General features: G+C 55.0%; 22 protein-coding genes. 13 read left to right on the top strand and 9 right to left on the bottom strand.

Features of this window, described 5'->3' with window-relative positions:
* Position 1 precedes the first annotated feature (1 nt).
* From V6E55_RS05440 to V6E55_RS05425, 4 genes are all read left to right on the top strand, one after another.
* Entirely contained in the window at positions 2-1,171 is a 1,170-nt protein-coding gene (locus tag V6E55_RS05440) for an ABC transporter substrate-binding protein (protein ID WP_316942333.1), read from the top strand.
* Positions 1,144-2,664, top strand: a complete 1,521-nt coding sequence (locus tag V6E55_RS05435; protein ID WP_316942332.1) for a thiamine ABC transporter permease — start codon at positions 1,144-1,146, stop codon at positions 2,662-2,664. Before V6E55_RS05440 ends, V6E55_RS05435 begins: the two co-directional genes overlap by 28 nt.
* Positions 2,664-3,284, top strand: a complete 621-nt coding sequence (locus tag V6E55_RS05430) for an ATP-binding cassette domain-containing protein (protein ID WP_316942331.1) — start codon at positions 2,664-2,666, stop codon at positions 3,282-3,284. The genes V6E55_RS05435 and V6E55_RS05430 overlap by 1 nt, the downstream gene beginning before the upstream one ends.
* Before the next feature lie 73 nt (positions 3,285-3,357).
* Positions 3,358-4,665, top strand: coding sequence for a rhodanese-like domain-containing protein (locus V6E55_RS05425; protein WP_316942348.1), 1,308 nt, complete (start codon positions 3,358-3,360; stop codon positions 4,663-4,665).
* On the opposite strand, the gene V6E55_RS05420 is transcribed toward V6E55_RS05425, so the two are convergent.
* On the bottom strand, positions 4,662-5,279 hold the full coding sequence (locus tag V6E55_RS05420; protein WP_316942330.1) for a CDP-alcohol phosphatidyltransferase family protein: 618 nt from the start codon (positions 5,277-5,279) through the stop codon (positions 4,662-4,664). The genes V6E55_RS05425 and V6E55_RS05420 overlap by 4 nt on opposite strands.
* A complete protein-coding gene (locus V6E55_RS05415) occupies positions 5,272-5,841 on the bottom strand; it encodes a carboxymuconolactone decarboxylase family protein (protein WP_316942328.1) in 570 nt (189 codons plus the stop codon). The genes V6E55_RS05420 and V6E55_RS05415 overlap by 8 nt, the downstream gene beginning before the upstream one ends.
* A gap of 75 nt (positions 5,842-5,916) precedes the next feature.
* Here V6E55_RS05415 and V6E55_RS05410 point away from each other — a divergent pair, with 75 nt between their 5' ends.
* On the top strand, positions 5,917-6,333 hold the full coding sequence (locus tag V6E55_RS05410) for a pyrimidine (deoxy)nucleoside triphosphate diphosphatase (protein ID WP_316942327.1): 417 nt from the start codon (positions 5,917-5,919) through the stop codon (positions 6,331-6,333).
* On the opposite strand, the gene V6E55_RS05405 is transcribed toward V6E55_RS05410, so the two are convergent.
* Positions 6,293-6,565: a YnjH family protein gene (locus V6E55_RS05405; protein WP_129324497.1), complete on the bottom strand. Its 273-nt coding sequence runs from the start codon at positions 6,563-6,565 to the stop codon at positions 6,293-6,295. The two genes, V6E55_RS05410 and V6E55_RS05405, sit on opposite strands and share 41 nt — an antisense overlap.
* A 228-nt stretch (positions 6,566-6,793) precedes the next feature.
* Between V6E55_RS05405 and gdhA the strand changes: the two genes are divergently transcribed.
* Entirely contained in the window at positions 6,794-8,137 is a 1,344-nt protein-coding gene (gene gdhA, locus V6E55_RS05400) for an NADP-specific glutamate dehydrogenase (protein WP_129996065.1), read from the top strand.
* Between the two features lie 43 nt (positions 8,138-8,180).
* Here the strand turns inward: gdhA and V6E55_RS05395 are convergent, their stop codons facing one another.
* The 3 genes from V6E55_RS05395 to V6E55_RS05385 form a co-directional block, all read right to left on the bottom strand.
* Positions 8,181-10,088, bottom strand: a complete 1,908-nt coding sequence (locus tag V6E55_RS05395; protein ID WP_316942347.1) for a DNA topoisomerase III — start codon at positions 10,086-10,088, stop codon at positions 8,181-8,183.
* 4 nt (positions 10,089-10,092) lie between these two features.
* Positions 10,093-11,136 carry a selenide, water dikinase SelD gene (selD, locus tag V6E55_RS05390; RefSeq protein WP_114978123.1) on the bottom strand — a complete coding sequence of 348 codons (1,044 nt, stop codon included), beginning with the start codon at positions 11,134-11,136 and terminating at the stop codon, positions 10,093-10,095.
* A 116-nt stretch (positions 11,137-11,252) separates the two neighbouring features.
* Positions 11,253-11,804: an NAD(P)H nitroreductase gene (locus V6E55_RS05385; RefSeq protein WP_129996067.1), complete on the bottom strand. Its 552-nt coding sequence runs from the start codon at positions 11,802-11,804 to the stop codon at positions 11,253-11,255.
* Positions 11,805-11,971: 167 nt separating this feature from the next.
* Here V6E55_RS05385 and sppA point away from each other — a divergent pair, with 167 nt between their 5' ends.
* The 4 genes from sppA (at position 11,972) to V6E55_RS05365 (ending at position 16,987) form a co-directional block, all read left to right on the top strand.
* On the top strand, positions 11,972-13,828 hold the full coding sequence (gene sppA / locus V6E55_RS05380; RefSeq protein ID WP_316942326.1) for a signal peptide peptidase SppA: 1,857 nt from the start codon (positions 11,972-11,974) through the stop codon (positions 13,826-13,828).
* A gap of 64 nt (positions 13,829-13,892) precedes the next feature.
* Positions 13,893-14,909 carry an asparaginase gene (gene ansA / locus V6E55_RS05375; RefSeq protein ID WP_008500705.1) on the top strand — a complete coding sequence of 339 codons (1,017 nt, stop codon included), beginning with the start codon at positions 13,893-13,895 and terminating at the stop codon, positions 14,907-14,909.
* A gap of 9 nt (positions 14,910-14,918) precedes the next feature.
* A complete protein-coding gene (pncA, locus tag V6E55_RS05370) occupies positions 14,919-15,560 on the top strand; it encodes a bifunctional nicotinamidase/pyrazinamidase (protein WP_316942325.1) in 642 nt (213 codons plus the stop codon).
* Positions 15,561-15,730: 170 nt separating this feature from the next.
* Positions 15,731-16,987 carry a glycoside hydrolase family 18 protein gene (locus V6E55_RS05365; protein WP_316942324.1) on the top strand — a complete coding sequence of 419 codons (1,257 nt, stop codon included), beginning with the start codon at positions 15,731-15,733 and terminating at the stop codon, positions 16,985-16,987.
* 60 nt (positions 16,988-17,047) lie between these two features.
* Here V6E55_RS05365 and V6E55_RS05360 read toward each other — a convergent pair whose 3' ends face one another.
* On the bottom strand, positions 17,048-17,326 hold the full coding sequence (locus tag V6E55_RS05360; RefSeq protein WP_028017183.1) for a YeaC family protein: 279 nt from the start codon (positions 17,324-17,326) through the stop codon (positions 17,048-17,050).
* 41 nt (positions 17,327-17,367) lie between these two features.
* A complete protein-coding gene (gene msrB, locus V6E55_RS05355) occupies positions 17,368-17,781 on the bottom strand; it encodes a peptide-methionine (R)-S-oxide reductase MsrB (RefSeq protein WP_316942323.1) in 414 nt (137 codons plus the stop codon).
* A gap of 341 nt (positions 17,782-18,122) precedes the next feature.
* On the opposite strand from msrB, the gene gapA reads away from it, so the two are divergent.
* A complete protein-coding gene (gapA, locus tag V6E55_RS05350; RefSeq protein WP_010430074.1) occupies positions 18,123-19,118 on the top strand; it encodes a glyceraldehyde-3-phosphate dehydrogenase in 996 nt (331 codons plus the stop codon).
* 75 nt (positions 19,119-19,193) lie between these two features.
* A complete protein-coding gene (locus V6E55_RS05345) occupies positions 19,194-20,078 on the top strand; it encodes a D-hexose-6-phosphate mutarotase (RefSeq protein ID WP_114978129.1) in 885 nt (294 codons plus the stop codon).
* A 78-nt stretch (positions 20,079-20,156) separates the two neighbouring features.
* Here V6E55_RS05345 and V6E55_RS05340 read toward each other — a convergent pair whose 3' ends face one another.
* A complete protein-coding gene (locus tag V6E55_RS05340; protein WP_236920555.1) occupies positions 20,157-20,903 on the bottom strand; it encodes a MipA/OmpV family protein in 747 nt (248 codons plus the stop codon).
* A 431-nt stretch (positions 20,904-21,334) separates the two neighbouring features.
* On the opposite strand from V6E55_RS05340, the gene yeaG reads away from it, so the two are divergent.
* Positions 21,335-23,269, top strand: coding sequence for a protein kinase YeaG (gene yeaG / locus V6E55_RS05335; RefSeq protein ID WP_028018993.1), 1,935 nt, complete (start codon positions 21,335-21,337; stop codon positions 23,267-23,269).
* The last annotated feature ends 35 nt before the right edge of the window (positions 23,270-23,304 follow it).

Genomic DNA, 23,304 nt, shown 5'->3' with positions numbered 1-23,304 from the left:
TATGCGCCGTGTGCGTTTTTGCACGTTTCTGACCAGCCTGCTGCTGGCAACCCCTTTGTATGCCGCAGACAGCTGGCAATCCATCCAACAACAAGCCAAAGGCCAGACGGTCTGGTTTAACGCCTGGGGCGGCGATCCGGCGGTAAACCGCTACCTTGAGTGGGTAAGCGGTGAGATGAAAACGCACTACGCCATTACCCTCAAAATTGTCCCACTGGCAGATGCCGCCGATGCGGTAAAACGTATTCAGACGGAAGCCAGCGCTGGACGTAAGACCAACGGCTCAGTCGACCTGCTGTGGGTAAATGGCGAAAATTTCCGCACGTTAAAAGAGGCTAACCTGCTGCAAACCGGATGGGCGCAGTTACTACCAAACTGGCGCTATGTCGATACCCGCAAACCCGTAACGGAAGATTTTGCTGTTCCCACTAACGGGGCGGAATCGCCGTGGGGCGGCGCGCAACTGACCTTTATCGCACGCACAAAGAGCATGCCGACGCCGCCGGAGGATCCGCAGGCGTTGCTGGCCTATGCCCGGCAGCATCCGGGTAAAGTCAGCTATCCACGCCCGCCCGATTTTACCGGGACGGCGTTTCTTGAGCAGTTGCTCCTGACACTTACCACACAGCCGGATGCGCTGCAAAAGGCACCCGATAACACCTTTGCCCAGGTAACAGCCCCGCTTTGGGATTACCTCGACAAACTCCACCCACTACTGTGGCGCGAAGGCAAAGACTTTCCCTCTTCGCCTGCACGTATGGATGCCCTGCTTGCCAGCGGCAGTCTGAACCTGTCGCTGACCTTTAACCCGGCACATGCGCAACAAAAAGTCGCCAGTGGTGAACTGCCTGCCGACAGCTACAGCTTTGGTTTTCACAACGGGATGATCGGTAACGTCCATTTTGTCGCCATTCCGGCTAATGCCAGCGCGAGCGCAGGTGCGAAAGTGGTCGCCAATTTCCTGCTTTCACCACAGGCGCAAATTCGCAAGGCTGACCCGGCTACCTGGGGAGACCCGAGCGTACTGGATGTAAAATTACTCCCCGAAGGTGACGCGAAACAGTTGCAAGCCCACACGCCTGAAGGGCTGCCGCAGGTGCTGGCGGAGCCGCAATCGGCCTGGGTTAACGCGCTGGAGCAGGAATGGCTGCGTCGTTACGGCACCCGTTGAGTTGGCTTGTCTGGCTGGCAATGGCAGCTATCTATCTGCCGCTCCTGCCCGCTGGCGCCATGCTGCTCGCCCCGGCATTTTCGGTGACTCACTGGCAGTCGCTGTTTAACGACCCGCAACTGCCTCAGGCGCTCGTCGCCACACTGGTCTCAACGCTCATCGCGACGCTGGGTTCCTTGTTAATCGCCCTTGTCCTGCTGGCGCTTCTCTGGCCCGGCAAACGCTGGCGACGCCTCAACACGCGCCTGCCGTGGCTGTTAGCCATTCCCCACGTGGCGTTCGCCACCAGCGCTTTACTGCTGTTTGCGGAGGGCGGTCTTTTTTACCAGGTCTGTACACCTGCGCTGGACCAATACGGTGCAGGGCTGGGCCTGACGCTCGCCGTCAAAGAGAGTGCGTTTGTGCTGTGGGCTATTTACGCCGTACTGCCGGAAAAACGTCTTGCACAGCAAAAAGTTGTACTGCAAACCTTCGGTTATGGGCGTTTTCAGGCACTCAACTGGCTGCTCCTTCCGGCCATCGCCCCAGTCCTCGGGGCGGTGATGCTGGCCGTTCTTGCCTGGTCAATTTCGGTTGTGGATGTGGCAATCGTTCTCGGGCCGGGCAACCCTCCCACGCTGGCCGTGCTGGCCTGGCAGTGGCTCAGCCAGGGCGACGCACAGCAACAAGCAAAAGGGATGTTGCTATGCCTGCTCATCCTCCTGCTGCTGGCTGCACTTGCCGCGCTGGGTTACGGTGCCTGGAAGGTATGGTGTCGCACGCTTGCGGATCTGCCGGGGACGCGTCGCACGTCTCCTCTCCCACTGCCTGAGCGGTCGATAAGCAGGTTGTTACCCGCGTGCGGCGTACTTTGCGTAGCAGTACTGCTGATGCTGGCACAGCGGGACGAGATGGGCTCCGTGGGTACCAGCCTTTCCTTCGGCCTGCTTTCCAGCCTGATGGCCCTGGTCATCATTTTTCTCTGGCTCGAATGGGGACCCCAGCGAGGTACGCTGTGGGTGTGGTTACCCCTCGCCCTTCCGGCGCTACCGCTCGTCACCGGGCAATATTTTATTGCGTTGCGATTAGGTATCGACGGGCAGTATATCGCCGTGCTCTGGAGCCATCTGCTGTGGGTGTTACCGTGGATGCTGCTGGTGCTGCAACCCGCCTGGCGCAGGATCGATCCCCGGCTTATCCTTACCGCCAGAACACTTGGCTGGCGACGGGCAAAAATCTTCTGCCTGCTGAAATGTCCCCTGCTGGTGCGCCCGGCACTGCTGGCTTTTGCCACCGGTTTTTCCGTCAGCATGGCGCAATACATGCCAACGCTCTGGCTGGGCGCGGGCCGTTTCACCACGCTCACCACGGAGACCGTCGCACTCAGCAGCGGGGGCAGTATCCCGGTTCTGGCTAACCGGGCACTGGGGTTATTGCTGGTCACGGGCATGGTGTTCGGCCTTGCCGCACTGTTATCACGGCTCGCGGGCCGCTATCGTCAGGGATTACGTTAATGCTGAAGGTAAAAGATCTCACCATCGAACCGCTTTTCCGCGAGGTCAATTTCTGTGTGCCTCGCGGAGAGATTGTCACCCTGATGGGACCGTCAGGTAGTGGGAAATCGACTCTTTTTGCCTGGATGGTGGGTGCGCTGTCCGACGATTTCCAGGCACAAGGCGAGTTATGGTTAGACGAGCGTCGCTGCGACAGACTTCCCGTAGAATCCCGCGGGCTGGGTATTCTCTTTCAGGATGCCCTGCTGTTTGACCACTTCACTGTTGGTCAAAATTTGTTGCTGGCATTACCTGAGCGGATCGTCGGGCGTGCACGGCGGGAAGCAGTCGAGCAGGCACTGAGTTCCGCCGGGCTTAAAAACCACTACGCCAGCGATCCGGCGACGCTCTCCGGTGGGGAGCGCGCCAGGGTCAGTCTGCTGCGGGCCCTGCTCGCTGAGCCACAGGCGCTACTGCTGGATGAACCGTTCGGCCGCCTCGACAAAACGCTACGCGCGACGTTTCGGACATGGGTGTTTGACGTTGTCCGGGCACGCGGCATACCGGTTATTCTGGTCACGCATGATGAGGAAGATATTCCTCCTGGTGGCGAAGTGATTGCGATTTCTCGCTGGCAATAATGTGCTAACGCAATGTTTTACATTCCGGGAGAGACGACAATGCCCCCCTCTTTTACTGACGTCAGGTTATATGATGAAACGTGTTTCTCAACTGACCGCGCTGGCTCTGTGTTGCAGCCTCGCTTCCCTTTCCTCTCTGGCGGCTGAAATGCCTGACACAATGACGCTGTCTCAGATTCAGGAACAGCATGGTGTGGTGATCGATACCCGTGCCAGTGCTTTTTATAACGGCTGGCCACAGTCGCTAAGTGGCACCTCCGGCCATGAACCTGCCGCGCTCAATCTTTCAGCCTCCTGGCTTGACGCAATGAGCGACGAGCAGATTGCCATCTGGGCAAAACAGCATCACCTTACGCCCTCAACCTCCCTCGCACTCTACGGCGGTGATAACACAAACCAGGCCGTGAAAGCCCGTCTGGAAAAAGCCGGATACACTCATGTTTCGCTTCTCAGCGATGCCCTGCAAACGCCTGCTCGTCTACAGCGTCTGCCTCACTTCGAACAACTCGTCTACCCGCAGTGGATCCACCAACTCCAGCAGGGTAAACCCGTCACTGCCGCTCCGGCGGGAGACTGGAAAGTGATTGAAGCTGCCTGGGGCGCGCCGAAGTTTTATCTGCTGAATCACATTCCCGGTGCGGGCTACATCGACACCAACGAAGTAGAAAGCGAGCCGCTGTGGAATAAAGTCTCTGACGACAAGCTGAAAGAGATGCTGGCAAAACACGGTATCCGTCATGACACCACGGTCATTTTGTATGGCCGTGACGTGTATGCTGCCGCGCGCGTGGCGCAGATTATGCTGTATGCGGGTGTGAAGGATGTGCGTATTCTCGATGGCGGCTGGAAAGCGTGGTCAGATGCGGGTCTGCCCGTCGAACGCGGTATGCCTTCAGAGGTGAAACCTGCCGCTGATTTTGGTGCGCCGATCCCCGGTCAGCCGCAGTTGATGGTGGATATGGAGCAGGCGCGTGGGATGTTGCATCGCCAGGATGCCTCGCTGGTCAGCATTCGCTCGTGGCCGGAGTTTATTGGCAAAACCAGCGGCTATAGCTACATCAAACCGAAAGGTGAAATTGCCGGTGCCCGCTGGGGCCATGGCGGAAGCGACGCCACTCACATGGAGGATTTCCATAACCCGGATGGCACTATGCGTAGCGCCGACGACATCGCCAGCATGTGGAAAAGCTGGAATATCCTGCCGGAACAGCATGTCGCATTTTACTGCGGTACCGGCTGGCGAGCCTCTGAGACCTTTATGTACGCCCGTGCGATGGGCTGGAAGAACGTCGCCGTCTATGACGGCGGCTGGTACGAATGGAGCAGCCACCCGCAAAACCCGGTCTCAACCGGCGAGCGCGGGCCCGAGAGTTCCCTCTAAGAATTGAGTGACTTCAACGTAACATAACCGCTCCAGATGCGCGTTGTGGTGGTCAGCCAGCACAACGCGCCGAATACCCACGCGAAAAGCGTAAAGTGCGCCGGAAACAGGCAGCACAGTACAAACAGCGTAATGGTCTCTGTCCCTTCTGTTAAACCACCGATGTAATAAAACGACTTGTGCGCATAGCCGGGGTTGTCGATATCGTGCTTCGCCGCCAGTGCGGCAAAGGCCAGAAAGCTACTGCCAGTACCGATAAAGGCGAACAGCAGCCAGGCGGCGGCCAGCGCATTCTCTTCGGGAGCTGCCAGTGCGAAGCCAAACGGTACCAACGCGTAGAACAGAAAATCGAGTGCAATATCAAGAAACCCGCCCGCATCGGTCAGCCCTCTGCGGCGTGCCAGCGCGCCGTCCAGACCATCCAGCAGGCGGTTAAATACGATGGCGACAAGTGCAGCAAGATACCAACCGAGGGCCAGAAACGGTAGCGCCAGCACGCCCACGGCAAACCCGGTCATGGTTAATCCGTCGGGCGTAATACCGGGTTTATCCAGCCAGGACGCCAGCCGGTTAAGGGCGGGCTTTACCCGTGGATGGATATGTCGATCAAGCATGCGGTTTTCCTTTTAACGTGTCGCACAGTCCCTGCGCCGGGATATCGAGAGCGGCGTTGAAGCGGGCGGAGAGATTTTGAAACGCAACCAGTGCCGTCATTTCGGTAATCGTCTCATCGTTGAAAAGACGTTTGAGGTCGCGTTTGAGCGCCTCATCCACCTGCGGCGGCGTGGCGGTAACGGCCTCCGCGTAGGCCAGCGCCGCGCGCTCCTGCTCATTAAAAAGCGCGGAGTCACGCCAGTGGCTGACGGCCTGAACTTTATCCAGCGCCCCCACGCGTTCGGCAAGGCGCAGACTGTTGGCATCAATACAAAAAGCACAATGGCATATCTGCGACACCCGCGTCATCAGCAGCGAGCGCAGCACGGGCGTCAGACGTGCATGACGCCGTTCGAGGAAACCGACAAACAGCGCCACCAGCCAGAAAAGACGCGGCATACGCCCCCACCAGCGCGTGGGGTTAAGCACGGCACCGAAGTGTTTTTTCTGCATGGCGGCAATCGGTTTTAAACTCGCCGGAAGGGTTGAGATGGGCGCTACCCAGGTGGAGGTTTCTTTCACCTGATTCTCCTGATGACTGGACTCTGACAAAGGGCAAGATAATATGGTGGTTTTCGCTTTCAAGTATTGACGACCATGCTTAAAACAGTCGATGTCGTTGCGGCAATCATCGAAAAAGACCAGAAAATTTTACTCGCGCAGCGCCCCGCACATGCTGACCAACCCGGTATGTGGGAATTCGCTGGTGGAAAAGTTGAAGCCGGAGAGACACAACCCGAGGCGCTTGCCCGTGAGTTGTGGGAGGAACTCGGTATTCGGGCCCAGCCGGGGCAGTATGTGGCAAGCCATCAGCGGGAAGTTTCGCAGCGGTTAATCAACCTTCATGCCTGGCACGTCCCCGCGTTTAGGGGTGAACCGACGGCGCACTACCACAGCGCGCTGGTGTGGTGTACGCCTGAAGAGGCGTTTGGCTACGCCTTAGCCCCCGCGGATATTCCCCTGCTGGAAGCCTTTATTGTTTTACGCGACGCCAGACCAGCGGGTTCGTACTGATCGTGCGCTCATCGCGCTGGCACTGCAACAGGACGCCATCCGCCTTCACCACAGCCCCTTCCGAATAGTTCTGATCCTGATAGATACAGCACTGATTGCAGGGCTGGGAACTTTGCCCGCTGGAGCTAAAGACCTCCGGCGGCACATTCACCTGAACATCCGGGCGAATACGGTCAGCCTGAGCGCCTGCGGTAAACATCAAACATAACGCGGTCATCACGTAACGGTTCATAGACTTGCCTTCCTGTTGTGTTCTGTTAACAACTATAACGGTTAACCGAAGCAGAACCTTTAATTTATCTCGTCATCGCTTTTTGTTATGACGCACTGCGTATGATTAATTTCCCTTTCCGCATGAATTTCTGCTTGCCTGACAAAGCAGTGCGGGTGGTATAGTCAAAAAAACAACACAAATCGCATAAGCAATAACCATAAAATACCATAAGGGGTTCTTATATCTATGGATCAGACACGTTCTCTGGAAAGTTTCCTTACCCATGTTCAACAGCGCGACCCGCACCAGAGTGAGTTTGCGCAGGCCGTACGTGAAGTGATGACCACTCTGTGGCCCTTCCTTGAAGAAAACCCGCGTTATCGTCAGATGTCTCTGCTTGAGCGCCTCGTAGAGCCAGAGCGCGTGATCCAGTTCCGCGTGACCTGGGTGGATGACCGCAATCAGGTCCAGGTCAACCGCGCGTGGCGCGTGCAGTTCAACTCCGCTATCGGCCCGTTTAAAGGTGGGATGCGCTTCCATCCTTCGGTGAACCTGTCGATCCTGAAATTTCTTGGCTTTGAGCAGACGTTTAAAAATGCGCTAACTACCCTGCCAATGGGCGGAGGTAAAGGCGGAAGTGATTTCGATCCGAAAGGCAAAAGCGAAGGTGAAGTGATGCGTTTCTGTCAGGCGCTGATGACCGAACTCTATCGCCATCTTGGTCCGGACACCGACGTCCCGGCGGGGGATATCGGCGTGGGCGGCCGGGAGGTCGGCTTTATGGCCGGCATGATGAAAAAACTCTCCAACAACAGTGCCTGTGTCTTTACCGGCAAAGGGCTGTCGTTTGGCGGGAGCCTGATCCGCCCGGAAGCGACCGGATACGGCCTGGTTTACTTCACCGAAGCCATGCTCAAGCGTCACGGCTTAGGTTTTGAAGGTATGCGCGTCGCCGTCTCCGGATCCGGTAATGTGGCGCAGTACGCGATTGAGAAGGCGATGCAGTTTGGCGCTCGCGTGGTGACCGCCTCTGACTCCGGCGGTACGGTGGTGGATGAAGCAGGCTTCACGGCTGAAAAGCTGGCGCGTCTGTGTGAAATCAAAGCCAGCCGCGACGGGCGCGTGGCGGACTATGCACGGGAGTTTGGACTGACCTGGCTCGAAGGCAAGCAACCGTGGGGCGTGCCGGTGGATATCGCCCTGCCGTGTGCGACACAGAATGAGCTGGATGTGGAAGCTGCCCGTACATTGATTAGCAATGGCGTGAAAGCAGTGGCTGAAGGCGCGAATATGCCAACCACCATCGAAGCGACCGATCTGTTCCTGGAAGCAGGCGTGCTGTTTGCACCGGGTAAAGCGGCAAACGCGGGCGGCGTGGCGACATCCGGTCTTGAGATGGCGCAAAACGCCGCACGTCTCGGCTGGAAAGCAGAGAAAGTGGATGCGCGTCTGCACCATATCATGCTGGATATTCACCATGCGTGTGTGGAGTACGGCGGTGAGGCATCGCAAACCAACTACGTGCGCGGCGCGAATATTGCCGGGTTCGTGAAGGTGGCGGATGCAATGATTGGGCAGGGTGTGATTTAAGTTTTTCGCCGGGTGGCGGCTACGCCTTACCCGGCCTATAAACTCATGCCGCACTCTTCTTCTTTTTAAATGGTTTCTTCGCGCCAGCACCTGGCGCAACCATCCCTCGGAACCGCTTCACCGGCGTGCTGCGCGCCTGATCGATCAGCTGGTACAGCGTCCCCACCAGCGGCTGCATAAAGTCCTGATAGCGGCACTGCTTTTCGCTGATTTGCGTCAGCACGGACTCCCAGTGCGCCGTCATGTCTGGCCTTGCCGCCAGCTCTGGTAACGAATGAATCAGTGCGCGTCCGGGTTCCGTTGAATGGATGTAACGCCCTTTCTTCTCCAGAAAACCGCGCTTAAACAGCAGTTCGATAATACCTGCACGGGTTGCTTCGGTACCCAATCCGTCGGTTGCGCGCAGGATCTTCTTCAGATCTTTATCCTGCACAAAGCGGGCTATCCCCGTCATGGCTGAAAGCAGCGTCGCATCCGTGAAATGGCGTGGCGGCTGGGTCTGACGTTCAACCACTTCGCCCTTCTCACACAGAAGTTCGTCATCTTTGGCAACGACGGGCAACGGCGTACCGTCGTTCTCTTCATCACGCTCTTTGTTGCCCAGCAGCGTACGCCACCCGGCTTCCGCCAGGAAACGCGCTTTGGCGACAAACTTCCCTTTGGCGATTTCGAGCTCGATCACGCACTTGCGGAACACCGCATCCGGGCAAAACTGCATCAGGTACTGACGGGCAATCAGGTTATAAACCTTCGCTTCGTTATCGGTCAGGTTAACGTTGCTGGCGCGCGCCGTCGGGATAATCGCATGGTGGGCGTCCACCTTTTTATCGTCCCAGCAGCGGTTATGGGTATCCGGGTTCACCGCTGGTTGCGGCAGCAGATCCGGCGCGTGGACGCTAATGGCGTTCATCACCGAATGACGTCCGGCAAAGTGCTCTTCCGGCAGATAACGGCTATCCGAACGCGGATAGGTGATCAGCTTGTGGGTTTCGTAGAGCTTCTGGCAGATATCCAGCACGTTCTGCGCGCTGAGGCCAAAGCGCTTCGCGGCCTCAATCTGCAGGGCTGAGAGCGAGAACGGCAACGGCGCAGGTTCTGATTCCCGTTTATCGTTATAGCTGGTGACAATTGCAGGTTGATCGGTGATCCGGTTAACCACATGATCCGCCAGCGGACGGTGCAGCAATCGCCCCTCTTCGTCCTGATACGATTCACAGGCATCGCTCGGCTGCCAGACAGCGGTAAAGCGTTCGTCTTTAGGCGTGACGATATGCGCTTTCACTTCAAAGAAATCTTTGGCGACAAAGTTCTCAATCTCCTCGTCGCGACGCACAACAAGCCCCAGCACCGGCGTTTGCACACGGCCCACAGAGAGCACGCCCTGATAACCCGCGTTACGCCCCAGAATGGTGTACGCGCGGGTCATGTTGATCCCGTACAACCAGTCCGCACGGGCGCGGGCCAGCGCGGAGACGCACAGCGGGATAAACTCGCTGTTGGCGCGCAGACGGGAGATCGCTCGTTCAACGGCCTGCGGGTTAAGGTCGTTTATCAGGCATCGCTGCACCTGCTGGCGCTTTTCCGGTGCCAGTTCCAGATAGTCCAGCACTTCATCGACCAGCAATTGCCCTTCTCTGTCCGGGTCACCCGCGTGGACGATTTCAGCGGCCTCATGCAGGAAGCGCTTGATCACGTTGAGTTGTTTGGTAACGGAGGGCCGGGGTTGCAGACGCCATTTTTCTGGCACAATGGGCAGATCGTTCAAATTCCAGCGAGCATAGCGGCTGTCGTAGACATCCGGCTGCGCCTGTTCAAGCAGGTGACCAATACACCAGGTGACCACCTGCCCGTTGCCACATTCGATAAAGCCGTCGCCTTTTCGGTGCGGTTTAGGCAGCACATCGGCGATGGCACGCGCCAGGCTCGGCTTTTCGGCAATAAACAACCGCATCGAATTAACGGATCTCAATCATCGGTCGGCCACCGCGCGCGGTCACCAGCTCACCGATCGCCGTCAGGGTAATACCAAACTCGGCGGCAGTGGCCTGCACCTCTGCTTCGGATTCCGGTGTGACCGCCAGCAGCAGGCCACCAGAGGTTTGCGGATCGCACAGCAGGTTACGCCATTCTTCAGGCATCTCGCCCATCAAATGACCGTAGCTGGCGAAGTTGCGCTGGGTACCGCCCGGGACCGCGCCCTGAGCAATATACTCTTCCACGCCCGGCAACTTAGGCACATCCTGATACCAGACCTGTGCCTGCACGCCCGCCCCCTGACAGACCTCGGAAAGATGCCCCAACAGACCAAAACCGGTCACGTCGGTCATTGCCTTCACGCCGTCAATATTGGCGAAAGCCGCACCGGCGAGGTTCATCTGGCACATGACTTCCGTTGCCAGACCTTTGTGCTCCGGTTTCAGCAGGGATTTTTTCTCAGCGGTAGTGAGAACACCAATACCCAGTGGCTTGGTGAGGAACAGTTTGCAGCCTTCCTGCGCAGTGCTGTTGCGCTTCACGCGTTCAGTGGGAACCACGCCGGTGACGGCAAGGCCAAAAATAGGCTCAGGCGCATCAATCGAGTGACCACCGGCCAGCGCAATCCCCGCCTGCTGGCAGGCAAAACGCCCACCATCAATCACCTCGCGGGCGACTTCCGGCGGGATGGTGTTGATCGGCCAGCCCAGAATGGCAATCGCCATAATCGGCTTACCGCCCATGGCGAAAATATCACTGATGGCATTGGTGGCCGCAATGCGCCCAAAATCAAACGGATTGTCGACAATTGGCATAAAGAAGTCAGTCGTACTGATAATGCTGGTGCCGTTACCTAAATCATAAACTGCAGCATCGTCACGCGTTTCATTGCCGACAAGCAGGTTCGGGTCGACAAACTTCGCCTGTTCACTGTGCAGGATGGTCTCCAGCACTTTCGGGGAAATTTTACAACCGCAACCGGCTCCGTGGCTGTACTGCGTTAAACGTATGGTTTGCTCGCTCATGGACGTCTCCTGTCATCTCAATCGCGCTATGGTAGCGCTCATTCCATAAAGAGGTAAGTATGACTGTCTGAATTCTGCGGCAGATGCTCAGAATCCAGACAGTTTAGCGTGCGTTATCAGAAACGGCTGACGAAAGGCGTGGTGTCCGGCACGCTGATGGTGCTGGAGGCTTTTAGCTGCGGGGTGCCGAGATAGAGGAAACCGACAATTTTGTCATGCTCTCCGCACTCAAAACCGTCACGGACCACCGGGCTTTCGGTTAATGCACCGGTGCGCCAGATACCGTTAAATCCTTGTGCGACGGCAGCCATTTGCATCGCCATAACAGCACAGCCTGCGGACATTTCCTGTTCCCAGACCGGCACTTTATGTTCAGGCTGGCATTTTGCCACGACAGCGATGATCATCGGTGCGCGGAACGGGGCACTGCGCGCCTTGTCGATACCTTTCTCATCCTGTCCGGCGGCAACCGCCCCCTGCTCCAGCAGTTGACTGAAACGATCACGGCCTTCGCCTTCAATCACAAAGAAGTGCCACGGCTGCAGTGTGCCATGATCCGGGGCACGCATGCCGGCACGCAGAATGTTCTCCAGTTGCTCGCCTGCCGGGGCAGGTTCGGCCAGACGGGAAGCGCTACGGCGGTTAACAAGCAGTTCGAGAGCGTCCATTGGTTAACTCCTTTCTTGAAATTTACTCACAAAATTAACACGACGGCAGATTTTGTTACAGCCTGGCAGGCGATTCCTGCTGACAAGTGGCGGTTGGGTCATTACGATAACCCAACATTACCGTCCAGTGGCGACGGAAACAGTCATTTTCTGGTTAGGGAGAATACATGCGAACCCTTTGGCGAATCTTTGCCGGTTTCTTTAAATGGACGTGGCGACTGCTCAACTTCGTCCGCAACCTGGTGATGAACATCTTTTTCATCTTCCTGGTTCTGGTTTGCGCGGGCCTCTGGATGCACATCAGCAATGCGAATCAGGCGCAACATTCGACTCGTGGGGCGCTGTTACTGGACATCACTGGCGTCATCGTCGATAAACCGTCCACCAGCAACCGTCTGGGGGCGATCAGTCGTCAGCTGTTTGGCGCAACATCAGACCGCCTGCAGGAAAACTCCCTGTTCGATATTGTCGATACCATTCGTCAGGCGAAAGACGACCGTAACATCACGGGGATTGTGCTGGATCTGAAAGACTTTGCCGGAGGCGATCAGCCTTCCATGCAGTACATCGGTAAAGCGCTGCGTGAGTTCCGTGACAGTGGTAAGCCGGTGATTGCCGTGGGGGACAGCTACAGCCAGGGGCAATATTACCTGGCGAGCTTTGCCAATAAAATCTGGCTCTCCCCGCAAGGTACGGTCGACCTGCACGGCTTTGCCACCAATGGGCTGTACTACAAATCTTTACTCGACAAGCTGAAAGTCACTACCCACGTCTTCCGTGTCGGTACCTATAAATCTGCCGTTGAGCCATTTATTCGCGATGATATGTCTCCAGCCGCCCGTGAAGCGGACAGCCGCTGGATTGGCGAGCTGTGGCAGAACTATCTGGGCACCGTTGCCGCTAACCGCCAGATTACGCCTGAGCAGGTGTTCCCTGGCGCGCAGGGCGTGCTGGAAGGCCTGCGCAAGGTTGACGGTGATACCGCAAAATATGCGCTCGATAACAAACTGGTTGATGCCCTGGGCACAAGTGCCGAGATTGAAAAATCCCTGAGCAAGCAGTTTGGCTGGAGCAAAGAGGACAAAAATTACAGCGCTATCAGTATGTATGATTACTCGACGAAAAAACCGGATGACAGTAGTGACAGCGTCGCCGTGGTGTTTGCCAACGGAGCCATCATGGACGGTCAGGAAACGCCGGGGAATGTGGGCGGTGATACCACCGCGTCACAAATCCGTGATGCTCGTCTTGATCCGAAAGTGAAAGCGATTGTCCTGCGAGTAAACAGCCCTGGTGGCAGCGTCAGTGCTTCAGAGGTGATCCGCGCTGAACTGGCAGCAGCGCGTGCCGCTGGCAAGCCGGTAGTCGTATCAATGGGCGGAATGGCCGCCTCTGGTGGTTACTGGATCTCAACGCCAGCCAACTACATCGTGGCCAACCCAAGCACACTGACCGGCTCGATTGGCATCTTCGGGGTGATCAACACCGTAGAAAACAGCCTGGATTCGCTGGGTGTGCACACCGATGGCGTTGCCACCTCTCCGCTGGCGGATGTGTCGGTGACCAAATCCCTGCCGCCGGAAGTTTCTGAGATGATGCAGCTCAGTATTGAGAATGGCTACAAACGCTTTATCACTCTGGTGGCAGATTCCCGTAAAAAGACGCCTGACCAGATCGATCAGATTGCACAGGGCCACGTCTGGACCGGTCAGGATGCGAAGAGCAACGGCCTGGTCGACAGCCTGGGCGACTTCGATGACGCGGTCAAGAAAGCCGCTGAACTGGCGAAGCTCAAGCAGTGGCATGTTGAGTATTACCAGGATGAACCGTCGTTCTTTGATCTGGTGATGAACAGTATGTCCGGCTCGGTTCGCGCCATGTTGCCTGAGGCATTACAGGCGTATCTGCCTGCGCCGGTCGTGACGGCAGCAAAAGCGATGAAAGCGGAAAGCGATAAACTCGCGGCCTTTAATGATCCACAGAGTCGTTACGCGTTTTGCCTGACCTGCGCGAACGTCCGTTAAAAAACCGTCCCCTCTTCCTGCGAAGAGGGGATTTTTTTCTTTTGAAGAACAAGAACTCACTACCATGCAGAAGAAATCGATTTATGTAGCCTACACTGGCGGTACCATCGGTATGCAGCGCTCTGAAAACGGCTATATCCCTGTCTCCGGCCACCTTCAGCGTCAGCTTGCGTTGATGCCAGAATTCCACCGTCCGGAAATGCCTGACTTTACTATCCACGAATACGAGCCGCTGATGGACTCCTCCGACATGACGCCGGAAGACTGGCAGCACATCGCGGATGACATTAAAGCCCATTACGACCAGTACGACGGTTTCGTGATCCTGCATGGTACTGACACCATGGCGTTCACCGCCTCGGCGCTCTCCTTCATGCTGGAGAACCTGAGCAAGCCAGTGATTGTAACCGGGTCGCAAATCCCGCTGGCGGAGCTTCGCTCTGACGGGCAGATCAACCTGCTTAACTCCCTGTATGTGGCGGCGAATTACCCGATTAATGAAGTGTCGCTGTTCTTTAATAACCGTCTGTATCGTGGCAACCGCACCACTAAAGCCCATGCCGACGGTTTTGACGCCTTCGCCTCCCCTAACCTGCAGCCACTGCTGGAAGCCGGTATTCATATTCGTCGCCTGGGAACACCTCCGGCACCGAACACCGCTGGCGAGCTGATTGTGCATCCGATCACCCCGCAACCGATTGGCGTGGTCACCATTTACCCGGGTATTTCTGCCGACGTGGTGCGCAACTTCCTGCGCCAGCCGGTAAAAGCGCTGATTTTACGCTCCTATGGCGTGGGCAATGCGCCGCAGAACGGTGAGTTCCTGAAAGAGTTGCAGGAAGCGAGCGAACGCGGAATTGTGGTAGTGAACCTGACCCAGTGTATGTCCGGAAAGGTCAACATGGGCGGCTATGCCACCGGTAACGCGCTGGCGCATGCGGGGGTGATCAGTGGCTTCGATATGACCGTTGAGGCAACACTGACTAAACTTCACTATTTACTGAGTCAGGATCTGGATATTCAGTCCATTCGCAGCGCGATGATGCAAAACCTGCGCGGTGAACTGACGCCTGACGAATAAGGAGGTCTCATGAAGCAACGCGCCCTGCTCCTGGTCGATTTGCAAAATGATTTCTGCGCGGGCGGTGCGCTGGCCGTCGCCGAAGGTGACAGCACGGTTGATGTGGCAAATACGCTGATCGGCTGGTGCAAAGCCCGCGGTGAAGCGGTTGTTGCAAGCCAGGACTGGCACCCGGCAAATCACGGTAGTTTTGCCAGTCAGCACAACGTAGAGCCGTTCAGCCAGGGTGAACTTGACGGCCTGGCGCAAACCTTCTGGCCGGATCACTGCGTGCAGCAGACGGAAGGTGCGGCGTTGCATCCGCTCCTGAATCAGAAGGCCATCGACGCGGTGTTCCATAAAGGGGAAAACCCGGCTATCGACAGCTATAGCGCGTTTTTCGATAACGGGCATCGCCAGAAAACAGCGCTGGACGCGTGGTTACGTCACCACGAAATCACGGAACTGATCGTGCTGGGTCTGGCAACGGATTACTGCGTGAAGTTCACCGTGCTGGATGCGCTCCAGTTAGGTTATACCGTCAGCGTCATCACCGACGGCTGCCGCGGGGTGAACATCCAACCGCAGGACAGCGCTCAGGCGTTTATGGATATGGCAGCGGAAGGCGCGACGCTGTATACGCTCGAAGACTGGCTGGAAACACAGGCGTAAGCCTTTTTAGCCGGGTGGTGTCAGCGCCCCCGGCAATCCCCCTCCGATCGTCCATAAAGTGAACTTCCTCGCATCCTCAGCGAAGCGGCAATGCTATTCTCTTTAGGCTGTTTTTTCGCCACACCTTTTCCGTGGCGTGGTTAATTTTATTAAGTCAAAGAGGAACTTGTATGAAACGTTTGCCCTTGCTGGCAGCATTACCCTTGCTTTGCGCATCAGTTGCCTCCGCCAGTTCCCTGATGTCCGTGGGCTACTTTAACGGGGGTGGCGATGTCACCGCCGGACCGGGTGGCGATATCAACAAACTAGACGTTCGCCAGATCACCCACCTCAACTACTCGTTTGGTCTGGTCTATAACGATGAAAAAGACGAAACCAACGCCGCCCTGAAAGATCCGGCGAAACTGCATCAGATCTGGTTATCACCAAAAGTTGCTTCCGACCTGGCCCTGATCCCTGCCCTGCGAAAACAAAATCCAAACCTTAAAGTGCTACTCTCCGTTGGCGGCTGGGGGGCGCGTGGTTTTTCGGGAGCAGCTGCAACCAAAGAGAGTCGTGCTGTGTTCATCCGCTCCGCACAGGAGATTGTCGAAAAATACGCTCTGGACGGGATCGATCTCGACTGGGAGTATCCGGTCAACGGCGCATGGGGACTGGTTGCCAGCACGCCTGCTGACCGGGATAATTTCACCGCCCTGCTGAAAGAGATGCGCGACGCCTTCGGGCACAAAAAACTGGTTACCATTGCCGTAGGCGCGAATGCGGAAAGTCCGAAAAGCTGGGTGGATGTCAAAGCCATCGCTCCCCTGCTCGACTACATCAACCTGATGACCTATGACATGGCGTACGGTACACAGTACTTCAACGCCAATCTGTATGATTCCAGCGCCTGGCCGACGGTGGCTGCCGCAGACAAGTACAGCGTCGATTTTGTGGTGAACAACTATCTTGCCGCCGGGTTAAAGCCACAGCAAATGAACCTTGGGATCGGCTTCTATGGCCGCGTGCCGAAACGCTCTGTTGAACCGGGTATTGACTGGAGCAAACCGGACGCGCAAAAGAATCCTGTCACTCAGCCGTACTTTGGGGCTCAGGAGATCGGGTTATTTAAGTCACTCGGCTACGACCTGACCAAAGATACCTACGTGAAGTACAACGATATCGTGAAGAAGCTGTTGAACGATCCGCAGAAGCGTTTTACCGAGCACTGGGACGACCAGGCGAAAGTGCCGTGGCTCTCGGTGAAGGGCACCGATGGCAAGGCGCTGTTTGCGATTTCGTATGAGAACCCGCGTTCCGTTGCGATCAAAGCGGACTACATCAAAGAGAAAGGTCTCGCCGGGGCGATGTTCTGGGAGTACGGGGCTGACGACGAAAACCTGCTAGCGAAACAGCTGGCGGAGTCGCTCGGTATCCCACATAAGTAGTGAAGCAATCAAGCCCTCTCCCCGTGGGAGAGGGTTGGGTGAAGGCATCGGCCCGCACCGTTATTGCATTTTCATTGTCGCAATCGGCTTCGGCGTGATCCCAAAGTCTTCTTTCAATTCCCGCTTACTCTTCATCACCATCTGACCCTGGGTGTCGATAGTCATGTGTTGCGCATCCGTGTTATTGCGCGCCTGCCACAACATCACCAGTTGCAAACTGTTCTCTTTTTGATCCGGGGTAAGTGCGACGCCATCAGGCCATTTTCCCAGTTCTACGGCGGTAACCAGACGCTGATAAATCTCCGGCGTCATACCGTTAATCATGTCATCAATATTCACGATCTCTCCTTTTCAAAGGAATAATTTGCTGAATCGTTTTTTCAACCTTTGATCTGGTCGCCATTTTCGTCATCGGTGAAGCTCATTGAGGCCGAGTTCACACAGAAACGTTCACCTGTTGGCTGAGGGCCATCCGGGAAGACATGACCAAGGTGCGCGTCGCAGTTTCCACAACGAATTTCGATGCGCACCATGCCGTGTGAGGAATCGGTCAGGTAGCGGATTGCGTCATCGCTTACCGGCTCGTAAAAACTCGGCCAGCCGCAGCCGGAATCAAATTTCGTTTGGGAATTAAACAGTGGGGCATCGCAGACCAGACAATGGTAGATCCCGTCTCGCTTGTTGTGCAGTAAACGTCCGGTGAATGGCGGTTCTGTTCCGTGATTCTGGGTCACGTAAAACTGCATTTCTGTGAGGTTTTTTTTCAAATCGTCAGGGTTACGTTGGTTCGACATATGCTTACATCTCGCTGTAGAAACAGACATCTTTTAACCCGGATTCTAACAAAACATTAACACCCTTGCGTGCACTTTTGTTCTAAACTTATGTGTCGCGAAAAAGCGGTCAGGCAATTGTGATCTTGTTCACATTTTTATCCTGTGAGGACTTTAAAATCCCGGGCGCAGCCCCCATTTGGTTGCAAGCTCAAAGGGAAAGTGAGGCGAGTCAGTCGCACAAACGTTAGTCACAGGATTGATTTGTCGCAATGATTGACACGATTCCGCTTGACGCTGCGTAAGGTTTTTGTAATTTTACAGGCAACCTTTTATTCACTAACAAATAGCTGGTGGAATATATGACTATCAAAGTAGGTATCAACGGTTTTGGCCGTATCGGCCGTATTGTTTTCCGTGCTGCTCAGAAACGTTCTGACATCGAAATCGTTGGTATCAACGATCTCCTGGACGCTGAATACATGGCGTACATGCTGAAGTACGACTCAACTCACGGTCGTTTCGACGGCACCGTTGAAGTGAAAGACGGCCACCTGGTTGTTAACGGCAAAACCATCCGCGTTACTGCTGAGAAAGACCCAGCTAACCTGAAATGGAACGAAATCGGTGTTGACGTTGTAGCTGAAGCTACCGGTATCTTCCTGACCGACGAAACCGCGCGTAAACACATCACCGCTGGTGCGAAAAAAGTTGTTCTGACTGGTCCATCCAAAGACAACACCCCAATGTTCGTACGTGGTGCTAACTTCGAAAAATATGCTGGCCAGGACATCGTTTCCAACGCATCCTGCACCACCAACTGCCTGGCTCCACTGGCTAAAGTTATCAACGACAACTTCGGTATCGTTGAAGGCCTGATGACCACCGTTCACGCAACTACCGCTACTCAGAAAACCGTTGATGGCCCGTCTCACAAAGACTGGCGCGGCGGCCGTGGCGCGGCTCAGAACATCATCCCATCTTCTACCGGTGCTGCTAAAGCTGTAGGCGTTGTACTGCCAGAGCTGAACGGTAAACTGACTGGTATGGCGTTCCGCGTTCCTACTCCTAACGTTTCCGTAGTTGACCTGACCGTTCGTCTGGAAAAAGCTGCTTCTTATGAAGAAATTAAGAAAGCAATCAAAGCTGCTTCCGAAGGCGCAATGAAAGGCGTTCTGGGCTACACCGAAGACGACGTTGTATCTACCGATTTCAACGGCGAAGTGTGCACTTCTGTGTTCGATGCTAAAGCTGGTATCGCACTGAACGACAACTTCGTTAAACTGGTATCCTGGTACGACAACGAAACCGGCTACTCTAACAAAGTACTGGACCTGATCGCTCACATCTCCAAATAAGTTGAGATGAGTGCTTGATCCAAAAAGGCGACTTCGGTCGCCTTTTTTATTGCTTTAAAGACAGAGGATTGCGTAATGATTAATAAAATTTTTGCACTTCCGGTAGTCGAACAACTTACCCCTGTGCTCTCCCGCCGTCAGATCGACGGTGCTGATGTTATCGTCGTTGACCATCCGCGGGTAAAAGCCTCCGTTGCGCTGAACGGTGCCCACCTCCTCTCCTGGAAACCAGAAGGAGAAGTTGAAGGTTTGTGGCTGAGCGATGCAACCTCTTTCAAAAAAGGGACCGCGATCCGCGGTGGCGTACCGATCTGCTGGCCGTGGTTCGGCCCATCCGCGCAACCGGGTTTGCCTTCTCACGGTTTTGCCCGTAACCAGCAGTGGACGCTGAAAGCGCATAATGAAGATGACAACGGCGCAGTACTGACCTTTGAGCTGCAGGCTAACGATGAAACCCGTGCCCTCTGGCCGCACGATTTCACCCTGTACGCCCGCTTTAAGCTGGCTAAAACCTGTGAAATTGAACTGGAAGCCCACGGCGAGTTTGAAACCACGTCTGCCCTGCATACCTATTTCAATGTAGGTGATATCAACGCCGTTAAAGTAAGTGGCCTTGGCGATACCTTTATCGACAAAGTGGACAACGCCAAAGAAGGCAAGCTCAGTGACGGGGTACAAACGTTCCCTGACCGTACCGACCGCGTATATCAGCACCCGGAAGCCTGCAGCGTGATCCACGACAGCGCGCTGAATCGTGGGATTGAAGTTGTTCACCACCATCACAGCGACGTGGTGGGCTGGAACCCAGGTCCGGCACTTTCTGTTAGCATGGCAGACGTACCTGACGACGGTTACAAAACGTTCGTCTGCGTCGAAACGGCTTGCGTGACGACGCCACAGAAAGCCAGCGAAGAAAAACCATCTCGTTTAGGGCAAACCATTCGCATTGTTAAGCGTTAATCCGGTTGCACCACCATAAAGCAAACGGGGCGCAAGCGCCCCGTTTTGATGCACTAACTGCACCGCATTAATGCACAATCAGAACTTGTAGGTCACACCAACAGAGAAAATGCCCGCCCAGGACTTGTCGACCATCGGACTATCTTTCACTTCGTCGCTCAGACGCTCGTAACGACCCGTACCGTATACGTTCCAGTCACCGAGGAAGTTGTAGCTCGCGGTCAGCTCCAGGTACGGATCCCAACCATCATCTGCGCTGTAGCTCTTCAGACCGCTACGACGGGACTCATTTTTAGAGACGCCATAGTAGTAGTCGTTGTAGTTCTCACTGTTGTACTGCACACCAATACCTGGCGTCAGGGTCAGCGCACCGTTGGTGTAGCGATAAAGCCACGCCAGATCCCAGATAAAACCGTTGCTGTTATCCAGTGTATCTCCCGCCAGCGCGGTACGCAGGAAACCATATTCGGTGTTATGCACATACGAGAGACCCGCCATCATGGTGCTCTTACGCTTGTCGAGCTGACGCAGAGCGTGGCTGTCGCTGTCACCTGGTTTGAAGTGCGTTGGATCGTAGTAGGCCATAATGGAAAGCTTATCGGTCGTATCGTTCCACAGATAATAGCCGCCGCCCAGACCGCGGAACCAGAAGTTATCGCCTTCATAGGTGACAACCGGAACAGGGTAAAGGTCACGGTCATACTGTTTGTACGGGCTGTTAATGACGCCAACGCCAGCCCCAACCGTCCACTGACTTTCCGCTTGTGCGGTGCTAACTGCGGTTGCGGCGAGTACGCCTAATGCCAGAAGTTTGAGTTTGGTCACAATCCATTCTTTCCTGTAGTCAAATAATCAGCGGGAGAAGTGTAACCGCCAGACCCGTACTTCCCCAAATTTTTTGCCTGCTAATCAGTTTGATTAACCCGTTATTTTTCATTTTTCAGATGACAGGTCGTTTTCATTTATATGACCACCAGGTGAAAAATGCCCTTATGACTTATATCGGCAATGGAAATTTTTGGATGAGTTATTGATATGTCATTGAAATTAGATTTTATCGGCATGCAAGTTTTGCAAATGCCATCTACGCTTTAATTTAAGAAGAGTTTTCCTGAACACCCTGCGGTTCTTAGCGTCTGACCTGGCACACAGGTTGCTGCTCTGGCAGTGAGGTGCGAGAGATTCTCTTCCGGGAGCCTCCACTACTCATACGAACGGCTCTTATCCTGTGCTAAAAAACGAAAGGACGGCATGCCATGAATATATTCGATCACTATCGCCAGCGCTATGAAGCTGCCAAGGACGAAGAGTTCACACTGCAGGAGTTTCTTACCATCTGTCGGCAAGATCGCAGTGCCTATGCCAATGCGGCAGAACGGCTATTAATGGCTATTGGTGAGCCAAACATGGTTGATACTGCCCTGGAACCCCGGCTTTCCCGTCTCTTTTCGAATCGGGTGGTCGCCCGATATCCGGCGTTTGAAGAGTTCTATGGTATGGAAGATGCCATCGAACAGATTGTCTCGTATCTGAAGCATGCCGCCCAGGGTCTGGAAGAGAAGAAACAGATCCTCTATTTACTGGGTCCGGTTGGGGGCGGTAAATCATCTCTGGCTGAACGCCTGAAATCACTGATGCAGCGCGTCCCTATTTATGTGCTGAGTGCGAATGGAGAACGTAGCCCGGTAAACGACCATCCGCTGTGTCTGTTTAACCCGCAGGAAGATGCGCAAATTCTGGATAAAGAATTTGGCATCCCGCGTCGTTATCTTGGCACCATTATGTCGCCGTGGGCGGCAAAACGTCTGCATGAGTTTGGTGGTGACATCACCAAATTCCGCGTAGTGAAAGTGTGGCCATCCATTCTGGAACAGATTGCTATCGCCAAAACAGAACCTGGTGATGAGAACAACCAGGACATCTCAGCCCTGGTGGGGAAAGTCGATATTCGTAAGCTGGAAAACTTCGCGCAAAACGACCCGGATGCCTATGGCTATTCTGGCGCGCTGTGCCGGTCAAACCAGGGGATCATGGAATTCGTAGAGATGTTTAAAGCACCGATTAAAGTGCTGCATCCTCTGCTGACGGCCACCCAGGAAGGTAACTACAACGGGACCGAAGGTATCTCGGCCCTGCCGTTTAACGGCATCATTCTGGCGCACTCAAACGAATCAGAATGGGTGACCTTCCGTAACAACAAAAATAATGAGGCGTTCCTTGACCGTGTTTATATCGTCAAAGTGCCTTATTGCCTGCGGATCTCTGAAGAGATCAAAATTTACGAGAAACTGCTTAACCACAGTGAGCTGGTACATGCCCCTTGCGCGCCCGGTACTCTGGAGACCCTCTCACGCTTCTCTATCCTGTCGCGCCTGAAAGAGCCGGAAAACTCCAGCATCTACTCGAAAATGCGCGTTTACGATGGTGAAAGCCTGAAAGATACAGACCCGAAAGCGAAGTCGTATCAGGAATACCGTGACTACGCCGGGGTTGACGAGGGGATGAACGGTCTGTCTACGCGTTTTGCGTTTAAGATCCTCTCCCGCGTCTTTAACTTCGATCATGCGGAAGTGGCCGCCAACCCGGTTCATCTGTTCTATGTGCTGGAACAGCAAATCGAACGTGAGCAGTTCCCGCAGGAACAGGCTGAACGCTATCTTGAGTTCCTGAAAGGCTACCTGATCCCGAAATACGCCGAGTTCATTGGCAAAGAGATCCAGACGGCCTACCTGGAATCCTATTCAGAATACGGGCAGAACATTTTCGACCGTTATGTCACCTATGCTGACTTCTGGATCCAGGATCAGGAGTACCGCGACCCGGATACCGGCCAGTTGTTTGACCGTGAATCCCTGAACGCAGAGCTGGAAAAAATCGAGAAGCCTGCCGGGATCAGCAACCCGAAAGACTTCCGCAACGAGATTGTGAACTTTGTGCTGCGCGCCAGAGCGCATAACAGCGGACGTAACCCGAACTGGACCAGCTACGAAAAACTGCGCACGGTTATTGAGAAGAAAATGTTCTCCAATACCGAAGAGCTGTTGCCGGTTATTTCGTTTAACGCCAAAACCTCAACCGATGAGCAGAAAAAGCACGACGACTTTGTCGACCGTATGATGGAAAAAGGCTACACCCGCAAGCAGGTTCGCCTGCTCTGCGAATGGTATCTGCGTGTGCGTAAATCGTCTTAAAACAAGTGCCCGGTAAGCACTCGCGTTTACCGGGC

The organism is Enterobacter sp. 342 (genome assembly GCF_036663495.1).
Classification (GTDB): Bacteria; Pseudomonadota; Gammaproteobacteria; order Enterobacterales; family Enterobacteriaceae; genus Enterobacter.
Note: the sequence above shows the minus strand (reverse complement) of the source record. Positions and strands in the feature narration are given on the sequence as shown.